Source organism: Nodularia sp. UHCC 0506 (genome assembly GCF_034931045.1).
GTDB lineage: Bacteria > Cyanobacteriota > Cyanobacteriia > Cyanobacteriales > Nostocaceae > Nodularia.
Window position 1 is genome coordinate 30,023 of record NZ_JAYGHH010000044.1, and the last position, 18,353, is coordinate 48,375.

The following is an 18,353-nucleotide window of genomic DNA, read 5'->3' on the forward strand; positions in this document are numbered from 1 at the left end:
CCTCCACGACAAAACTTTTATGCCTAACGGCACGCTACGCGAACAGCAAGCCCTAGTTAAACCCTAAAAGCCCCCGAATTCAATTCGAGGGCCATACTCAAATTCCTAAGTTTCAAATTGATATTCTAAGCCATTTTGGATTTTCGTTTGAGCAATGACCCACCACCTAAAGCACCAAAAGCTAATAAACCTAAGATAGTAGTTGGTTCAGGAACGGTAGCTAATCTGTAGCTATGATTATCGTTTTCAAATGCAAAACCGGTTGAGCGGAACACTACCTTGTCAAACGTTTCTCCTTGACCACCCAACAAATTAACGTAGACATTATTCACATTGCCACTTTGTTCACCATTAGCTGGCGCACCAGGAACATCTGCACCACTAAAGGTTTTGATGAGAGAACCTCCGCTGTAAACATCTACAAAATTGTATGTGTCTATTGATCCCCAATAGAAACCAAAATAATCAAGAGCCGCAGCAAAATTAATGGTCACATTACCAGTATTAGGGGAAACTGTCAAATATTTACTGGTATTTCCGAAGGGAGTAGCATATTCACCAGATTTATTTCCTTGAACAATTTGAGTGTTTGCAGAGTAAGTGACCAATCCAGAAGATGGTGCTACGCCATCATTGAAGTTAATGGTTGTAGCTCCTTGAATGTTAGTATATTGACCTTCTCCAGACACTAGGGTGGAACCTCCCTTAGTCAAACTAATAGCGCTAGCTGGGTTAGCACTCATAAAAACAATAGAGGTTCCCAATAAAGCCAATGATACTTTTTGTGAGATAGACATTGATTTATGTAAAAAATGATGGATGACAACAAAAACAATTTGGCATTTCCAAATCCTTTTTGTGTAGTAGCTGACGGGAATCTTTACCAAAAGAATGTATTTCCATATTTGAATATAAAGAGGAGAAAAAAAGTGAATAAAAAAATATCTTAATCAAGAAATATATACTGGATATCAAAATAAATTGTATTTCTTGTTTTAGCAAAAAATAAAGTTATCCGTAAAATTGGCTATTTTTTGATTCATCTGCCAGAGAGAGACAGAAAATATATGGTGTATTTGACTAAACCCAAAAAATACTAGAGAGAAATTATTGAAAAATTTTTAGTCTATTACAGGGTAATCAAAGTTAATGATGATGATATCTAAAAACCCGCCCCTATTTTGCTTTCAGCAGTTTAACCCACATCGATGATATGGATGAATACACTATGTAAATTCCTCATTTTTCAACAAAGGATGCACATATCAGAAATGATGGCAATAGTGATTGCATTTCATGGTAGTGAATATAAGACTTTCAAGGAATTCTAAGTAAGTGGGCGAGAATAAATCAAAGTACATTAAGTAATGTAAAAAATATTGAGATTGTTTCGTAGTGAGGGCTTCAGCCCTCAAATCAGGACTAAAGTCCTGACTACAAACCTTGAATTATTCCTTTGGATAGATGAACTCTATCCCCAAGGTTCTCGTGCTACGGAATTTCTCTACCTCTACAGCCGTCGCTTCACCACTGTAGAAGGTAACACTACATTTTATGCTGTGCCGAACCAAGAAACCATCGCTCGTTGGGCGAATGAAGTACCACCAGATTTTGAATTTTGCCTCAAATTACCACGAGATATCACTCATAAAGGTTTACTGCAACCCTTTATACCCAGTGCTTTAAAATTTCTGGAAGTGACTCGCCCTCTAGGTAAGCATCTTGTCCCTATATTTGCCCAATTACCCCCTAGTTATAGCCCAGCATACATTGATGATTTGACGGCTTTTTTGCAGGTTTGGCCGCACACAGAAGCACCCTTAGCTTTGGAAGTTAGACATCGTGACTGGTTTAATGAACCCCATGCGAGTATTTTGACCAATCTTTTGGAAAAGTTAGGTGTGGGCAGAGTGTTGTTAGACTCCCGCCCGATCTACACTGGAGGAGACGATCCACAATTAAATTCAGAACGGCGTAAACCCCAATTGCCATTGCAATTTAGTGTAACAGCCCCTTTCATTCTGATTCGGTTTATTTCTCACCCAAATTTATCTACAAATCAGCCTTTTATGGAAGAGTGGGTGACACAAATTCAGCAGTGGTTACAGGCGGGAAAACGAATTTATTTCTTTGTTCATTGTCCTCTAGAAGAGCGCTGGGCAAAGCCCCGCCTTTGGCGATCGCCTGGAATAGCGCGTTACTTCCAAAAGCTATTAGAACAAAATTGCACAACAATTCCCCCTCTCCCTTGGAATCATCTTGATTATCCTCCCAACCAACTGAGTTTATGGTAGGTTGGAAAAAATATTATTTACTCTTATTTGAAAAAGAGTAATAATGGTTATTACAATGATTTTTTGACCAAATTCGACACACTCCCCCCTAATCAAAAAAAGGGGTAACACCCCTCTTTGCAAAAATAGCAAGAGGTGAACTACAACGCCTAAATTTAATTACCCAAAGATATTGAATGTTGAGGTGTAATTGAAGCGATTGTGGTGAAATCAGCAGTTATATTAAAGGAGGTTCAGATGAGTCGTCTTATTTATGAAAAATCAGTTTCATATCAAGGATATCTCATCATCCCATTTGTTTTTGGCAAAGCAGATAATTACGAAATTTATTCGTATAAACTCTTGTCAGAAATTGGACGTGGAAGCAAATTCCATAAAGCCGAGAATCCAGCCGAAATCTATGGCAATAGCATCAATAATATTGTTGATATTGCTAAAGAACATATTGACCAAAATTCCGAGTTTGTCAATCAAGGAGATAGTTTTAAATCTCGCTACGTATACGCTAATAACTTGATTATCGTCTTTCAAGAGGGGGATAAATATTTTTATGACCATTATCCCCCAGAACTGTTGAATAATATTGCTGCCCCCAAATTATTCAAGTCTGAATATGAGTGCTTGAATTGGATACAACAAGGACTGAGTGGGCAATATATGCGGCAAAGAGCAAATTAAATCTCAAATTAGATGCCTTTGTTGCTCCTGCAATCATCCCCTAGTACGGCAAGGGCGAAAGTAAAAAAACTTGTTCTATAATCTTTTGATTAACTGGAAATAATGGATTTATTTACGCCGTGCTGTACTAGATTTATGGAAAATAGCTTTGTAGATAGCTTAAGGTAAATCGTTTTGTTTCTGCCACCACTCGTTGCCGAAACTCGTTCTCTTGACTGAAGGATAGCCACAAGAGAACACCAACTGTTTTGACTAGAACATAGGAAATAGCTTGATAATCCGCAGGTTCTAATCTGGCATCACGTTGAGCTAAGGACGTTGCTAAATCCTGAATGAGTTCAGTATCGGTAGCATCTTCTATTTTCGCCAATTCTGGTATTGTTCCCTGCACTTCCATAAAAATGGTGTAGTAGCCGGGATATTTTGCGTAAAATTGCTCTGTTGTCTCAATTAACTGGTCTACGTAAGCAGATAAGGGAAGCTTTGCTAGTTCCATGTTATCGAGTGCTTTCAACTCCTGACGAAGCATTTCCCCATAGCGCATGGCTAACGCTTGCATAATAGCTGACTTGTCTGGAAAAAACTGATAAAGCGACCCAATCGGCACTCTAGCACGAGTAGCGATCGCATTCGTTGTAGTAGCATTGTAACCGTCTGTAATAAACATATCTGTCGCCACATCCAAAATCCGATTAACTCGTTCCTGACTACGAGCCTGTAGCGGCTTCCGCCTCATTCCCATTTAATTTATCCATCCTTCCCAAAATACATGAGTTGTTCTCATATTTCTACTTGCCAAAATATGAGTAATAGTCATATTATTAAAAACATGAGCTATACTCATATCATAACTTAGCCTGTCATGGAAAATTGCAATGAGCCAGGATTTGCTGACCTTACCCAGTCACTCAATTCATCTTGCTCTGGCGGAATCAAGTCAATATCTATGGGGTTTCGATTTTGGTGCTGTAAATTTTCACCGTGGATAACTTTGGTAATTGCACCGTTAAGTATGATTTTTGCATCAAATATTCAGCGAAATAACGCAAAGATTCGTTATATGAGTGCAATGAGCAAGATTGATTTTGCAGGTGTTTACGGATTCATCAATGATTTATTGTGGTAATTTTCTGAGGTTTTTCTATGAATTTGATAGATACATTAAAGGTTGAGCAATCACCTGAAGCACAAACGCAACAGCAAATACATTTTCAAATGTTGCTAATTTTCAAATCTTTTTTTTCCATGCTGACGGGTGAATACAATCTAGAATCAGTAGACGAAATGAGCTATGGATTAGTGCAAACCCCTGCGTTTGCTTTAGCGGCGCAACATTTGCAACGCGATCCTGCTTGTGCCGGACTGATTTGCTCCCGCTATATTCCCCCTGTTCATGATTTGGACAAATTACTTACCTATCCTCAGAATTCCTTGGGGTACATTTATGCCACCACTATGAAAAAAAAGGGATTTGACCCTAATCTCCATGCAGATATGACGGACGAAACTGATGCTAAGTATGTGGAACTACGGCTGAGTCAAACTCACGATATCTGGCATATTGTGACGGGATTTGATACATCGCCAATCAGTGAAATTGGCTTACAAGCGTTTCATTTGCCTCAGTTTCCCTATCCTCTGGCCACAATGTTAGTAGCGAATAGTTTGATGAATAGTACCCTACTTACCCCTGAAGAGTTGCCAAAATTGCTCGAAGCGATCGCGCAGGGATTACAAATGGGTAAAACAGCTAAGTCTTTGTTTGCTCAAAAGTGGGAAGAGGCATGGGATAAGCCTCTGACACAATGGCAGGTGGAGTTAAACATCCAACCTCTTTAACAGGTCTATCAAGGCAACCAAAAATCAGGTAAGACAGATTTACCCAAGTCGCGCACAGTTTGATTGAGCGATCGCGCCATTTGAATGTGCGCTTCATCCTCTTCTACAGGTATAATCCCAGCAGCCTGACCCTGACCTAAATAGGAAATCGCTAAATTTGCCGCTTCTAAACCTGTGACATAAGCCTTTTCCTGGGACCAAGAACCGTGACGATTAACAATCCAATCACCACTCATAAAGACATTCTCAAAACTGGTCTTAGCCGGCAACATATAACGATAGCTGCCAGGGGCAAAGTGAGTCACTGCATTGGGTAAACGAATTACACTACTATCTATGACTTCAGCCTCTCCAAAAGCTGGGACACAAGTTGTTAAATAATCTTTGACTTTAGTAATGATATCTGAGTCATTCATATTTAAGAACTGATTGGCATGATAAAAATCAACTTCAATCACCGTTCCTGGCTCATTTTTATACTCATCATGGAGAGAATTTAAATCAAAAAATGTCCATCCTGTGGTGGCATCAAAGCCAAAGCAAGCATTAGAAGGACGAGGAACCTCAATTTTGCGGTCAAACCATAAACGGGTAGCTAAAACGTCAATTGCGCCTAAATTACTTAAATTGCGGAACTCTTCCCGGCTTTGTAAACTGGGACTATTGGCAACAATTTTCTGCATCCCAGTCACACCAACGGCAAAAATTACCGCATCAGCATCAAATACTTCATCACCGCAAACCACACCCTTGGCTTGATTTTGTCCATCCACAATTAAGTCAGTTACTCGGCGTTGAGGTAAGACTTTCGCACCAGCTTTGGCAATTTTTTCCACCCAAGGACGAAATATTTTTTCCCCCACGGTTCCCCGACACCAAACCACATCAAAATCAGCTTGATGCGCCAGAATAAAAAAGTACAGCATTCCTAATGTAGCGGCGGCTGAACATTGTTCCCCTGGGGCAAATAAGCCCACTAATAACATTGGTTCAAAGGCTTCTTTGTAAAGTCTAGCGGAAACGCCAAAATCCTTAAATAATTCACGGGCTGTGACAAAATCATAACGCCGCCAAGCCTCATCAGAATTGTCAAAATCCACCACAGAATAAAGCAAAGGCAAAGCGCTCATCCGGTCGATTAATGGTAATCGCTGAAACTGAGTGTAAACAAAAGTACCTAGAGGCGAAGGCAGTCGTGGTAAATCTTGAAAAATTGGTGATTCAACTTCCAACCCAGCCGGTGAATATTGGGCGGAACGAGTCCAGGTTGTAAAGGGATTAATTTCTAATTCATTAATTAGGGAAAAAATATTTCTGTAAGGATACCAAAAGCCATGAATTCCAGCTTCTACAGATTTTCCCTCTGTGGTTTTCCAGCCGGCGACTAATCCACCAGGGTAGGAACCAGCTTCTAGAAGTGTGACATCATACCCTTGTTTGGCTAAATGGTAGGTTGCACCTAAACCAGCCCAACCAGCACCAACAACTACCACCCGTTTTGCTTGCAACCCAACTGTCATAAAATTTTAGATTTTAGATTTTAGATTTTAGATTTTAGATTTTGATTCGACCCACAGATAAATCTAGTACAAGTCGGCGTAAATAAACAAACCATTCAAAATCAATGAAAAACTCATATAATAGGCTTTTTAAATTTTGAATTTTGACTTCCGCTTTCCGGTACTAGGGGCTTGAGAATTTTAGATTTCGGATTTTCAACCACTCAGCACCCAGCACTCAGAATTTTAGATTTCGGATTTTCAACCACTCAGCACTCAGCACTCAGCACTCAGCACTCAGCACTCAGAAAGGCACTCAACGTTGGGCTGGTATCCATACAGTGAAAACTGAACCAATAGCTACAGTAGATTCTACTTCAATTCGACCCCGATGCAGTTCTACAAGTTGTTTAGTCAAAGCTAAACCGAGTCCCGTACCTTCGTAGCTGCGGCGATAGGGTGTATCGAGTTGCTGAAATTTTTCAAACAGGAGTGGTAATTGTGCTTCGGGAATGCCAATTCCAGTATCTTCGACTTGAAAGATGGCAGTATTATCTTCTAACCAAATCCGCAAGATGACATTGCCACCTTCTGGGGTAAACTTAATGGCATTAGTTAACAGATTCCACAGAATTTGTCCTACTCGTCCCACATCGGCAATAAAGCGATCGCGTTGGGGGTCAATTTGCAAATCTAGTTGGAGATTGATTTGTTTGCTGTTGGCTTTTTTAAATAGGGACTCTAGGGAACTTCTAGCGGTTTCTGTTAAAGAAAATGCTGTAATATTTAATACGGTTTTCCCTGCTTCAATTTGTGATAAATCGAGGATGTCATTAATTAGTTCTAATAAATGTTCTCCACTGTCGTGGATTGTTTGTAGGTAATCGCGTTGGCGTTGACTCAATTCGCCCAAAGGCCAACGTAATAAGGTAGAAGACATTCCAATCACGTAAGTTAAAGGCGTAAGCAATTCATGGCTGATGGTAGCGAGAAATTCATTTCTCAGCCGGCTAGCAGCTTCAGCCGCCAGTAAAGCCTCCCGTAAAGCCATTGTCCGTTCAATGACGCGTTTTTCCAGAGTTTGTTTTTCTGTGGTGAGTGTGCAGGTAACTTCTTGTAGAGATTGCATTAACTCAGATTGATGAATTGCGATCGCTAATTGTTCCGCGATGGAAGTTAGTAAACTTTTTTCCTGCTCATTCCATTGTCGTGCAGTGTGACATTGATGAGCAATCAGCAATCCCCACAGTTTTTGCTCAAATATGATTGGTGTGACTAACTTGGCTCTAACTTGGTTATTTCTTAAAAAATTCAACAAACACTCTTCCAGAGCATAAGTCTTTTCGATATCATCAACAACTAAAGTAAATCCTTGACGATATTTTTCCCAGCAGGTTGAATTCCGGTTTAAACAAGTTTCTTCTTGATAATACAACACCGATGGAATGGTATTTTGAGCGCGGGCTTCGTGGATCACACAACCTGCAAGGGGTTGGGGTGGGTTTTGTTGGCTATTGACTCTGGGAAGACCAAATTTATATACTACTAATCTATCTAGTTCCAAAAACTCCCGGACTAGAGTAATTGCTGTCGTCATAATTACAGGCAATTCTAAGCTTTGGCGAATCTGGGTTGTCACCTGATTTAACAGTCGCTCTCGCTGCATTCTGTTTTTTAAGGCATCTTCTACAGGCTGACAGTCATAAACTTGAGATTCTGTAATTTCCTCATTTGGCTGTGGTAAGAGATACTCTAATAACAACAGCGTAAATTTAGTTTGGATTTGAGGATCATTCGGTTTGAGAGCCTGACGATAGCGTTCTAGATTTTGATGAGTACAAGAATCACTCTCAAACAAGTCTTTTACCTGAGAGACAAACAAAGCGATCGCGGTGGAATTAAATGTCAAACTAGCATGAAATACTGGATATTTTTCTCCTTCCTCCTGCTTCTGCATCCCTAGCAAAAGTGCGCTAAACTGCTCAGAAATCACCAGCGTAAATCTTTGACTCTGCCACTCCACCGGGATATCAACCCTTGCCAATACAGCTTCTGTGAGTACCAGTGCAGTAGTTCCTACTACTTGAGCCATCTGTTGTAACAATTCCCCAAGCTGATTAAATACAACTACAGGCAAGTTTCGAGAAAAACTCAAATCAGGAGAACTAAGCATTTTTAATGGTCTGGTAATAAGTTGCTCAATGCTAATGTTTTCTAACCAACAGTTTAAAGCGGTAATTCAAAATTATGCATCGGATCAGTGCCACACCGGGCGGATGGAATCAATCAGAAGGTTTAGTTTTTTTAGAACAAAATCCGGCTCCTTTTGTCTTTATTACTGCTGCTGATACTGACATTCAAACTTTAGCAGCAGCCGTCCCGAAATTACCTGGAACATTTCCCGCCATCAGAGTTGCCAGTTTGTTGCAGTTACAACAACAAATAAGTATAGATTCCTATGGCGAGGACGTTTTAGAATCTGCCCAAGTAATTATTTTACGCCTGTTAGGAGGACGTTCTTATTGGGCTTATGGTTTAGAAGTAGTGCAAGAAATTGTACAACGTCAAGGGACAACTCTTATTGTAATGCCTGGAGATGATGGTCTTGATCCTGAATTAATTTCCCAATCTACTTTACCTTTAAGTGCTGTTAATCAAGTTTTACAATATTTCAGAGAAGGTGGAGTGGAAAACATTGTTAACGCTTTGCAATTTATCTCTGATACTTGCCTAAATACTTCCTTTCAACCCTTACCACCGCAAGGGGTTCCCCGTGTTGGCTTGTATAAGAGGCAGGGGGGCAGGGGGCAGGGGGGAACAGTTTGAGCTTACCCTGCGATGTTTCTGGCTCATTATCCTCATCACCTAAAGTTGGCATTCTTTTTTACCGCGCGCATTATTTATCTGGGAATACGAAGGTAATTGATGCTTTGTGTACTGCTTTAATCAAGCGTAATTTACAACCTGTGCCAGTGTTTGTTTCGTCATTACGTGATCCTGATGTTCAAGCAGAATTGAGTGAGTTTTTCCAACCAAAAGATGCAGATCCAATTGGCGTATTGCTCAATACTACGAGTTTTTCTCTGGCGCGTTTGGAAACAGAAGCACCGCAACTTGATTTGTGGCAAAAATTAGATGTGCCGGTGTTCCAAGTTATCCTCAGTGGCGGTGGTGTAGAACAGTGGGAGTCACAATTACAAGGACTTTCTCCCCGTGATATGGCGATGAATGTGGCGTTACCAGAGGTAGACGGACGGATTATTACTCGCGCTGTGTCCTTTAAGACTGTACAAACGCGCAACCCTGACTTAGAAACAGATGTGATGGTTTATGAACCAGTGAGCGATCGCATTGAGTTTGTAGCTGAACTAGCAGCCAATTGGATAAAACTCCGCTCTAAGCCACCCCAGGAGCGCCGCATTGCCCTGATTTTGGCAAATTACCCCAATCGAGATGGCAGGTTAGCCAATGGCGTAGGATTGGACACGCCAGCCAGTTGTGTGGAAATCATTAAAGCTTTACAGTCGGCTGGTTATGTGGTGAATAATCCCCCCATCCACGGGGATGAATTAATTCAACGTCTCACCACTGGGGTAACGAATGATCCTGAAGGTAGAGAGTTGCGGCCTGTGCTGCAAAGCCTTTCAGGTGCAGATTATCAAGGGTATTTCGCCACTTTACCGATAACTGTACAGCAAGAAATTACTGAGAGATGGGGAGCAGCATTTAAAAACTCAGAACTCTCTTCCTTCCCCCTGCCCCCTGCCCCCTGCCTCTTCCTTCCCTGTTTCTGGTATGCAACTGGGTAACATATTTGTGGGGATTCAGCCTTCACGGGGCTATGATATTGACCCTAGTTTGAATTATCATGCACCGGATTTAGTGCCGACTCATGATTATTTGGCTTTTTATCATTGGGTGCGGGAATGTTTTAATGCTGATGCGGTGATTCATGTGGGGAAACATGGCAATTTAGAATGGCTACCGGGTAAAAGTGTGGCTTTATCTAGTAGTTGTTATCCGGAAGTGGCTTTTGGCGCACTTCCCCACCTTTATCCGTTTATTGTTAATGACCCTGGTGAGGGTTCACAAGCCAAGCGACGCGCCCAAGCGGTGATTTTAGATCATCTCACTCCCCCGATGACAAGGGCGGAACTTTATGGGACTTTGCAACAGTTAGAAAATTTAGTTGATGAATATTACGAGGCGGAAAGTTTAGATCCTAGCCGTTTACCAGCAATTCGCGATCGCATTCGGGAATTAGTGATCCAAGAGAATCTTCACAAAGATTTAGGGATTGCCAATGAAACGGATATTTTAAAGTTTGAATCTGTGATTTTAAATTTCATTGGTGGCTATCTTTGTGAATTGAAAGAAGCCCAAATACGCGATGGTTTACACATTTTTGGTCAATGTCCCCAAGGGCGACAACTGCGAGATTTAATTGTGGCGATCGCCCGTATCCCCAACCGCTATTCTGAAGGTATTACCCGTGCTATAGCTACAGATTGGGATTTAGACTTTGACCCCCTGACCACAGATTTCAACACCCAATTATCAGCAGAGGATCGGCAGGTGTTAGCAACCAAAACTCCAGACTCCTGTCGCACAGTCGGAGATGCAGTAGAAATCCTGGAAACACACGCAGCCCAATTAGTAGAACAACTCCTCACTTCCCAATCCCCAGTAGGGACGGGTTTACAGATATCATTCCACGAAGAAGGCGGGCAGGATGCCCATCCCACAGATATTACTCAACTAGCCCCGACTCTCAACTGGATCAACAACAAACTCCTCCCGGCTTTACAACAAACCGATGCAGAAATTACCAACTTACTGCACGGACTTGACGGTAAATACATTCCCAGCGCCCCATCTGGCGCACCTACACGCGGCCGTCCAGAAGTCCTACCCACTGGGAGAAACTTTTATTCCGTTGATATTCGGGCTATTCCTACAGAAACCGCTTGGGATGTCGGCAGAAAAGCGGCGGAAAACTTGATTGAATGCTATACCCAAGAAAACGGTGAATATCCCCAAACATTGGGTTTATCGTTGTGGGGAACTGCAACTATGCGGACTGGTGGTGATGACATCGCCGAGGCTTTAGCTTTACTCGGTGTACGTCCTGTGTGGGATGGTGCCGCCCGGCGCGTTGTAGACTTTGAAATTCTACCTCTGAGTATATTGGGTCGTCCTCGTGTCGATGTGACTTTAAGAATTTCGGGATTTTTCAGAGACGCTTTCCCCAATTTAATTGATTTATTTGAGCAAGCTGTAGCAGGAGTAGCAGCACTGAATGAATCTTCAGAGTATAATCCCTTAGCGGCACAAGTTAACCAAGATACTGATTTTTGGATAGAACAAGGTTTGACTCCAGAAGCAGCCACAGCGCGATCGCAATACCGGATTTTTGGTTCTCAACCGGGTGCTTATGGTGCGGGACTCCAAGGATTAATGGCTTCGCAAAATTGGACAGATGAGCAGGATTTAGCTCGTGCTTATATCAATTGGAGTTGCTATGCTTACACCAGCGCTAGTTCCCCTGATGCCAAAGGGGAATTAGTGGGAATTTCTGCCCCAGAAGCCTTTAAGCAACGTTTAGCACAAATGCAAGTTGTGTTACACAACCAAGATAATCGAGAACACGATATCCTCGATTCTGATGATTATTATCAGTTTCAAGGTGGTTTAACGGCCGCAGTCAGATCACTCCAGGGGAAAAATCCTCAAACCTATTTTGGTGATAATTCTCATCCAGACCAACCAAGGGTTCGTGAACTTAAATCAGAAATTGCACGGGTGTATCGTTCTCGTGTCGTTAACCCCAAATGGATTGAAGGAATGATGCGCCACGGTTACAAAGGTGCATTTGAAATGGCCGCCACAGTCGATTATCTCTTTGCTTACGATGCTACAGCCCAATGTGTGGAAGATTATATGTATGAGGGTGTAACACAAGCGTATTTAGAAGATCCTGTTGTCTGTGAATTTATCCAAGATAAAAATCCTTATGCTCTGCGTGATATTGCTGAAAAATTACTTGAAGCACACCAGCGTAATTTATGGCAGGATGTAAATATACAGACATTAGAAAATTTGCGAAATCTAGTACATCAAGCGGAAGCGACTATCGAAGAAAAATAATTGGTGTAGGAAACAGATATGGACAACCTAGCTTATTTTCATTTAGCTGATGCCTATGAAAACAACACATCCAGTGAACTGGTATCCCTCAGTGCTTTATTAAATACAGCATCTGCACCAGACTGGAAACGCTTTTCTAGTAAAGCTTGGAAGCATTTGTTACCCCTAGCGATCGCCTTGTCTATTCTGAGTTCGGTCAGCAGCGTTTTGGCATTAGAACGAGGTGATCAAGGCCCTTCTGTGCGGAATCTTCAAGAACAGTTACAACAAGCTGGTTTTTATCGATCTGAGATCACAGAAGTCTATGATTTCCCTACAGAAGATGCTGTGCGCCGCTTTCAACAAGCTCATGGTTTAGCAGTTGACGGGATTGTGGGAGTCAGGACACGGCAAAAATTAGAAACCTGGCAGATACAACAATCCAGTTATGCAAGTACACCAGTTTCTACAATTAATACTAGCTATCTCCCACTGCCAGCCCTCACTACTGCCAGTACACCATTTGAAACAATTAATACTAGCAATTCACCACCTCCCAGAGCCACCACTGCCAATATCTCAACTACAACAATTAGCGCTGTGGAAACTCAAACTACACGCCGCGTTTCTAACCTGCTGATGAAAGGCAATGAGGGGGAGGAAGTTAAGCTTTTACAAGAACAATTGCGAGTTGCAGGTTTCTATTCCGGTAACGCCACAGGGATATTTGGCCCCATTACTGAAGAAGCCGTCCAGAAGTTCCAAAAAGCTCATAACTTAGAAGTTGATGGCATTGTCGGCCCAGCAACAGCAAGCAAATTGCCACCTGTTGGTGTTGGCGGAGCAGAAACTCCTCTCACACAGACTGTTAATACAGAAAATCTCACTATGGGGCATCGGGGCGAAGCAGTCAGACTACTTCAACAACAGTTGATCCAAGCCGGATATCTGAATGGAACACCAAATGGATACTTTGGTTCCTATACTGCGGATGCTGTGCGTCGGTTTCAAGTAGCTAATTACTTAGCTGCCAGTGGTATCGCTGGTCCCACCACTAGAGCTAAGTTACATAGCGTAATTGGTACTGCTTCCCAAGGTGAATTTAGTGTTCTGGAAATCCAAAGGCGACTACGAGACAAGGGTTTCTATAAAGGCAATCTCAACGGTGTGATGGCAGATGATACCAAAAAAGCCATTAAACAAGCCCAAGAATTTTACGGCATCAGTCTTAGAGATATCAGAAGCGGACGTTTTTGAATCCGCTAGAGATATTGCACGAGTTTCTACTCAGCACTCAGCACTCAGCACTCACTACAAAGGCATTAGCGCCCGTTGACACTTAGGACATACTGCGTGGATTGTCATTTGACAGTCCAGCAGGTGAAACCCTTCTTTTTGAGCAGTTTTTGCACCTATCTTTAAAATCGAGTCGTTTTTAAACTCGATAGTTGAGTTACATTTAACACAAATTAAATGGTGGTGATGATGGGGGTAGGGCTGGTTAATTTCATAATGTTTATGTCCTTCTCCTAGCTCTAATTCCCGTAAAATCCCCATCCGTGCCATCAATTTCAACGTCCGATAGATCGTGGAAAGACTGATGCCTTCCCCATCACTTTCTAGTCGATGATAAAGATCCTCCGCACTGAGATGTTCACCTTGTGGAAGTTCTTGAAAAATGTGTAGAATTGTTTCGCGCTGGGGAGTTAAACGCCAACCGCGATCATTCAGTTCTGCCTTGAGTGAAGTAGATGTGTAAACAGTCATACTAATTTTTCTCAACAAAGCCTATTAGTTGAGAATATAACAAATTTTTGGGGCAATTTGCAACAATCATGTCTTATTGCGAAGTTTTACTAAATAATTTAGAACAATTCTTCAATATCGATTAAGTAGGGTTTGCTGTTCGCGTAGCGTATAAAAGTTTTGTTGTGGAGGCAGGGAACAGGGCTATACTGGTTTAATTTCAGAAAGCAAACCTTAAAGATTTAAAATTCTTAGTTTGACAACCGAATACCTAAGAGATTTAATAAACCTCTTAGATATTTTGTTTAACTTGAAACTGTCAAATGCCAATAACAACCGATTCATGACTAACTCAGAGATTCTAAATAGTCGCGGATTAGGTTGCGTCGTTTGGGTTGGCGGAGCTTTTGTAAAGCTTTAGATTCGATTTGACGGACTCTTTCTCTTGACAAATCAAGAGCGCGGCCAATTTCGGCTAAGGAGTAGGGATGACCGTCGGACAAACCAAAGCGCATGAGAATTACATCACGCTCACGACTAGTTAAATCTGCCAACAGGCTATGCAAGTCTTTTTGTAAAGATTCTCGCATTAACATCTCTTCTGGAGTTACGGAGTCTGTTTCCAGTAATTCCCCTAATTCAGTGTCTTTATCTTTACCAACTTTGGTTTCTAAAGAAACAGAACGCGGTACTCTGAGCAATACTTCCCGCACTGCTGCTGGTGTCATTTCTAACTCAACTGCTAAATCTTCTAAGGTAGGAGTGCGACCTTTTTCTTGAGCAATTTTGCGTTGAGCCTTTTTAATTTTATTCAGCTTTTCTGTAATATGCACAGGTAAGCGAATTGTGCGACTAGAAGTTGCGATCGCTCGCGTAATTCCCTGACGAATCCACCAATAAGCATAAGTACTAAAGCGATATCCCTTAGTCGGGTCAAATTTTTCTACGGCTCGTTCTAAGCCTAAAGTTCCTTCTTGAACTAAATCTAATAATTCTAAACCACGATTTTGATATTTCTTAGCAACGGACACCACCAAGCGCAAATTTGCCTTGATCATGTGTTCTTTGGCGTGAAGTCCTTGAGCCTGTACTTGCTCCAGTTCTTCGACCGTTAATTTAGCAATTTCTGCCCAACGACGCTTACCATTTGCTAAAGTGGGTTTGAGATCCGCCAACTCTATACCAGCAGTGGTGGCCCACCTTTCTAAAGAAGGGCGATGTCCGAGTTCAGATGTTAGACGCTCTTGAACTTGAACTAACAGGAGAAATGGTGCAACGACCTCATCTCCTTGCTTTGCAGCATCGGCAAGTACAGTCCGCATCCGCAAATAGCGTTGGACTTTTTGTGCTTCGGAAACTTCTTCGTCGCGCCCTAAAAGCCGAACTCGCCCAATTTCCTGAAGATATAGACGTACTAAGTCTGTACTCCGACGATTAGTGTTGGCTGCAAAGTTAGCAGGATCAACAGCAGCTACTTCCAACTCTTGGATATCATCTGCCGACAATTCACCATCATCGATAATGAGTTCTTCATCCAAAGCCTGGCGGGACTTTTTGATGTTGGAGGCCGCATCTGCGTAAAAAGATGTTGCTGGCATAAGGATCGTCTCAATGGCTCCAGGTAACAATAGATTACGGTCAGCTAATTAACTGTTGCTATTGTTCCCGTGATTCAAGATGAACTAACACGGTTGAGGTTTTCAGTAATTATTCTTTAAGAAAACATACTGAAATATCCCCACACTAATACCGAACTGTATCGGTTAAGTGCTTGAATTGAACCAATAGCTATTCAAATTTATATCTAGGCTTTAGATTACACAGTACCTAGCACCGCCGTGAAGTCAAAAGTGAGCCAGCGCGGTCTTGGGGGTTTTCCCCGTGAGGGACTGGCGAACCCCAAAGGGGTGAAAAGTCAAAAGTCAAAAGGCTGGTATTTTGGAATTCTGAACTTTTTGAAATGGTATGCCTAATTAACCCGTGCTTTACTAGTTAAAATTTTGACTTGGATAAATAAATATTTATGGTCGCGTTGGTAACTGGTATAAACATTAGTCAGTAAAAATCATGTTTATCATTGGCATAGTCATATCTACATGGGATGAAAGTAATATCCTGACGATTTATTATTTTTTTTTCTAGGGATTATTGAGGAATAACCACAAGTGATCGGTTGTCATAGATTAGTTAGTATACACGGAGAAAGCGCTATAAAATTGCCCCCATTAAGGTTCACTAGTTGTACTCTGGCTTGGTATCTCTGAGCATCAGTTCTGAGAGTGCTTGTCGGGTTGTGACTTCACCTTGAAGTAAGCGGTAAACTTGCTCGGTGATGGGAATAGCGATGTTGTGGTGCTTGGCTCGTTGCACTAACACTTGGCAAGTGTTGACACCTTCAGCTGTTCCTGGTAAGTTTGCCAGAATTTCTGTGAGCGTTTGACCCAGAGCCATTTGATAACCAACTTGGTAATTACGACTCAAAGGACTGTTGCAAGTTGCTAACAAGTCTCCTAGACCTGATAAACCATAAAATGTTTCCGTCTTTGCGCCCCAATTCTGGCCAATCCGAACCATTTCTGTGAGTCCACGGGTGACTAAAGCCGCTTTTGCATTAGTTCCCAGATGTAAACCATCACATACACCAGCTGCGATCGCAATTATATTTTTTAATGTCCCCCCTAGTTCCACACCCAGAGGATCAGGATTGGTATATACCCGAAAATAATGAGAAGAAAAAACCGCTTGCACAAATTCAGCCGCAGCATGATCATGGCTGGCCACCACTGTTGCAGCTGGTAAAGATTGTTGAATTTCTTTTGATAAATTTGGCCCAGATAAAACAACTACTGGATGATGAGGAAATGCTGTTTGCCAAATTTGCGAAGGCGTACAGGTAGTTTTTGGATCTAAACCTTTTGTGGCTGTGACAAAAATTGTTTTGTGCGAAAGGGGGAGAGACTGGACTTGAGAGACTACATCACTCACCCCTTTCATTGAGATAGCCGACAAGATGATTTGGGCATCTTGTAGAACTGCTTCCAGATTTGCTATTCCCCGCCGTGACCACACACGCACTTTATGGCCGTTTGCACTTGCCAAATCTGCTAAAGCTATACCCCAAGCACCTGCACCCAGAATCGCTATGGTAGTTTCTTGCACCGCTATCATTTCCACTCAAAAACACTCATAACTCATCACTTTCTTGTACAGACGCTATTTATCGCGTCTCCCCACTCAGCACTCAGCACTCAGCACTCTCTGATGTTGCATTAATTCCCTAACTTGCTCTGCATGATATGAGCTTCTTGTCAAGGGTGAAGAAACAACTTGTAAAAATCCAATTTCTTCACCGAATACCTGCCAAGCTGTGAATTGTTCTGGGGTAATAAAGTTATTAACTTGCAAGTGTTTTTGACTGGGTTGGAGGTACTGGCCAATAGTCAAAATGTCACAATCTACAGAGCGTAAGTCTTGCATAACTTGACGAATTTCGGCATCAGTTTCACCTAGCCCGACCATGATCCCTGATTTAGTGTATACCCCAGGGGCTATTTGGCGCGCTCGCTTGAGTAATTCCAGAGTACGCTGATAGTTTCCTTGGGGACGTACCCGACGATATAAGCGCTCTATAGTTTCTGTGTTGTGGTTAAGTACCTCTGGTGCAGCTTGTAAAATGATTTCCAAAGCCTGCCAATTACCACACAAATCAGGAATTAGCACCTCAATTGTAGTTTGGGGTGAGACGCTACGCACGGCGGTAATACACTGCACAAACTGAGAAGCACCACCATCAGCCAAATCATCTCGGTTTACAGAAGTAATCACCACGTGATTGAGTTTCATTCGGCGCACAGCTTCAGCCAGTCGCGCTGGTTCTGTGGGGTCTAGAGGTTGGGGTTTTTTCTCAAAATCAATATCACAGTAAGGACAGGCACGGGTACAAGCAGGCCCCATAATCAAAAATGTGGCAGTTCCGGCTTGAAAGCACTCACCAATATTCGGACAGGATGCTTCCTCGCAAACTGTATTGAGTGCTAAATCCCGTAAAATTTCTTTGACGTTACCAACACGCTCCCACTGAGGTGCTTTTACTCGCAACCAGTCTGGTTTAACAGTCACAATTTGCTCTTATGAAGTTATACAAATCTCATCCTAGCAAGCAAAGCTCTAA

The 18,353-nt window shown here is 42.0% G+C and carries 12 protein-coding genes and 1 pseudogene; 5 read left to right on the plus strand and 8 right to left on the minus strand.

Translation table 11 applies throughout. From position 1 onward, the window contains the following. Positions 1–125: 125 nt before the first annotated feature. Positions 126–797: a PEP-CTERM sorting domain-containing protein gene (locus tag VB654_RS19700; RefSeq protein WP_323215500.1), complete on the minus strand. Its 672-nt coding sequence runs from the start codon at positions 795–797 to the stop codon at positions 126–128. A gap of 618 nt (positions 798–1,415) precedes the next feature. Here VB654_RS19700 and VB654_RS19705 point away from each other — a divergent pair. Together VB654_RS19705 and VB654_RS19710 are read left to right on the plus strand one after the other, a co-directional pair. Next, positions 1,416–2,294 carry a DUF72 domain-containing protein gene (locus VB654_RS19705; protein ID WP_323215511.1) on the plus strand — a complete coding sequence of 293 codons (879 nt, stop codon included), beginning with the start codon at positions 1,416–1,418 and terminating at the stop codon, positions 2,292–2,294. A 237-nt stretch (positions 2,295–2,531) separates the two neighbouring features. Next, positions 2,532–2,972: a hypothetical protein gene (locus VB654_RS19710; RefSeq protein ID WP_323215501.1), complete on the plus strand. Its 441-nt coding sequence runs from the start codon at positions 2,532–2,534 to the stop codon at positions 2,970–2,972. A gap of 133 nt (positions 2,973–3,105) precedes the next feature. On the opposite strand, the gene VB654_RS19715 is transcribed toward VB654_RS19710, so the two are convergent. Next, a complete protein-coding gene (locus VB654_RS19715; RefSeq protein WP_323215502.1) occupies positions 3,106–3,714 on the minus strand; it encodes a TetR/AcrR family transcriptional regulator in 609 nt (202 codons plus the stop codon). A 401-nt stretch (positions 3,715–4,115) separates the two neighbouring features. Here VB654_RS19715 and VB654_RS19720 point away from each other — a divergent pair, with 401 nt between their 5' ends. After that, the gene (locus VB654_RS19720) at positions 4,116–4,811 is read left to right on the plus strand and encodes a Coq4 family protein (protein WP_323215503.1); all 696 of its coding nucleotides are present in this window, start codon (positions 4,116–4,118) and stop codon (positions 4,809–4,811) included. 8 nt (positions 4,812–4,819) lie between these two features. Here VB654_RS19720 and VB654_RS19725 read toward each other — a convergent pair whose 3' ends face one another. Together VB654_RS19725 and VB654_RS19730 are read right to left on the minus strand one after the other, a co-directional pair. Further along, a complete protein-coding gene (locus tag VB654_RS19725; RefSeq protein ID WP_323215504.1) occupies positions 4,820–6,331 on the minus strand; it encodes a hydroxysqualene dehydroxylase in 1,512 nt (503 codons plus the stop codon). Positions 6,332–6,626: 295 nt separating this feature from the next. After that, positions 6,627–8,483 carry a GAF domain-containing sensor histidine kinase gene (locus VB654_RS19730; protein WP_323215505.1) on the minus strand — a complete coding sequence of 619 codons (1,857 nt, stop codon included), beginning with the start codon at positions 8,481–8,483 and terminating at the stop codon, positions 6,627–6,629. 74 nt (positions 8,484–8,557) lie between these two features. Here VB654_RS19730 and cobN point away from each other — a divergent pair. Then, positions 8,558–12,457: pseudogene (cobN, locus tag VB654_RS19735) on the plus strand (cobaltochelatase subunit CobN). A gap of 18 nt (positions 12,458–12,475) precedes the next feature. Then, entirely contained in the window at positions 12,476–13,693 is a 1,218-nt protein-coding gene (locus VB654_RS19740) for a peptidoglycan-binding protein (RefSeq protein ID WP_323215506.1), read from the plus strand. Positions 13,694–13,747: 54 nt separating this feature from the next. Here VB654_RS19740 and VB654_RS19745 read toward each other — a convergent pair whose 3' ends face one another. From VB654_RS19745 to lipA, 4 genes are all read right to left on the minus strand, one after another. Beyond that, on the minus strand, positions 13,748–14,203 hold the full coding sequence (locus VB654_RS19745; protein ID WP_006197697.1) for a transcriptional repressor: 456 nt from the start codon (positions 14,201–14,203) through the stop codon (positions 13,748–13,750). Positions 14,204–14,529: 326 nt separating this feature from the next. Continuing rightward, on the minus strand, positions 14,530–15,780 hold the full coding sequence (sigC, locus tag VB654_RS19750) for an RNA polymerase sigma factor SigC (protein WP_323215507.1): 1,251 nt from the start codon (positions 15,778–15,780) through the stop codon (positions 14,530–14,532). Between the two features lie 637 nt (positions 15,781–16,417). Next, positions 16,418–17,341 (minus strand): NAD(P)H-dependent glycerol-3-phosphate dehydrogenase, encoded by a 924-nt coding sequence (locus tag VB654_RS19755; RefSeq protein WP_323215508.1) that lies wholly within the window; start codon positions 17,339–17,341, stop codon positions 16,418–16,420. 75 nt (positions 17,342–17,416) lie between these two features. Next, the gene (gene lipA, locus VB654_RS19760; protein WP_323215509.1) at positions 17,417–18,301 is read right to left on the minus strand and encodes a lipoyl synthase; all 885 of its coding nucleotides are present in this window, start codon (positions 18,299–18,301) and stop codon (positions 17,417–17,419) included. Positions 18,302–18,353: the final 52 nt, after the last annotated feature.

Excerpts from the sequence above, each read along its gene's own strand:
- VB654_RS19700 (WP_323215500.1), bottom strand. The coding sequence starts at position 797 with ATGTCTATCTCACAAAAAGTATCATTGGCTTTATTGGGAACCTCTATT.
- VB654_RS19715 (WP_323215502.1), bottom strand. The coding sequence starts at position 3,714 with ATGGGAATGAGGCGGAAGCCGCTACAGGCTCGTAGTCAGGAACGAGTT.
- VB654_RS19745 (WP_006197697.1), bottom strand. The coding sequence starts at position 14,203 with ATGACTGTTTACACATCTACTTCACTCAAGGCAGAACTGAATGATCGC.
- sigC (WP_323215507.1), bottom strand. The coding sequence starts at position 15,780 with ATGCCAGCAACATCTTTTTACGCAGATGCGGCCTCCAACATCAAAAAG.
- VB654_RS19725 (WP_323215504.1), bottom strand. The coding sequence starts at position 6,331 with ATGACAGTTGGGTTGCAAGCAAAACGGGTGGTAGTTGTTGGTGCTGGT.
- VB654_RS19710 (WP_323215501.1), top strand. The coding sequence starts at position 2,532 with ATGAGTCGTCTTATTTATGAAAAATCAGTTTCATATCAAGGATATCTC.
- VB654_RS19740 (WP_323215506.1), top strand. The coding sequence starts at position 12,476 with ATGGACAACCTAGCTTATTTTCATTTAGCTGATGCCTATGAAAACAAC.
- VB654_RS19730 (WP_323215505.1), bottom strand. The coding sequence starts at position 8,483 with ATGCTTAGTTCTCCTGATTTGAGTTTTTCTCGAAACTTGCCTGTAGTT.
- VB654_RS19720 (WP_323215503.1), top strand. The coding sequence starts at position 4,116 with ATGAATTTGATAGATACATTAAAGGTTGAGCAATCACCTGAAGCACAA.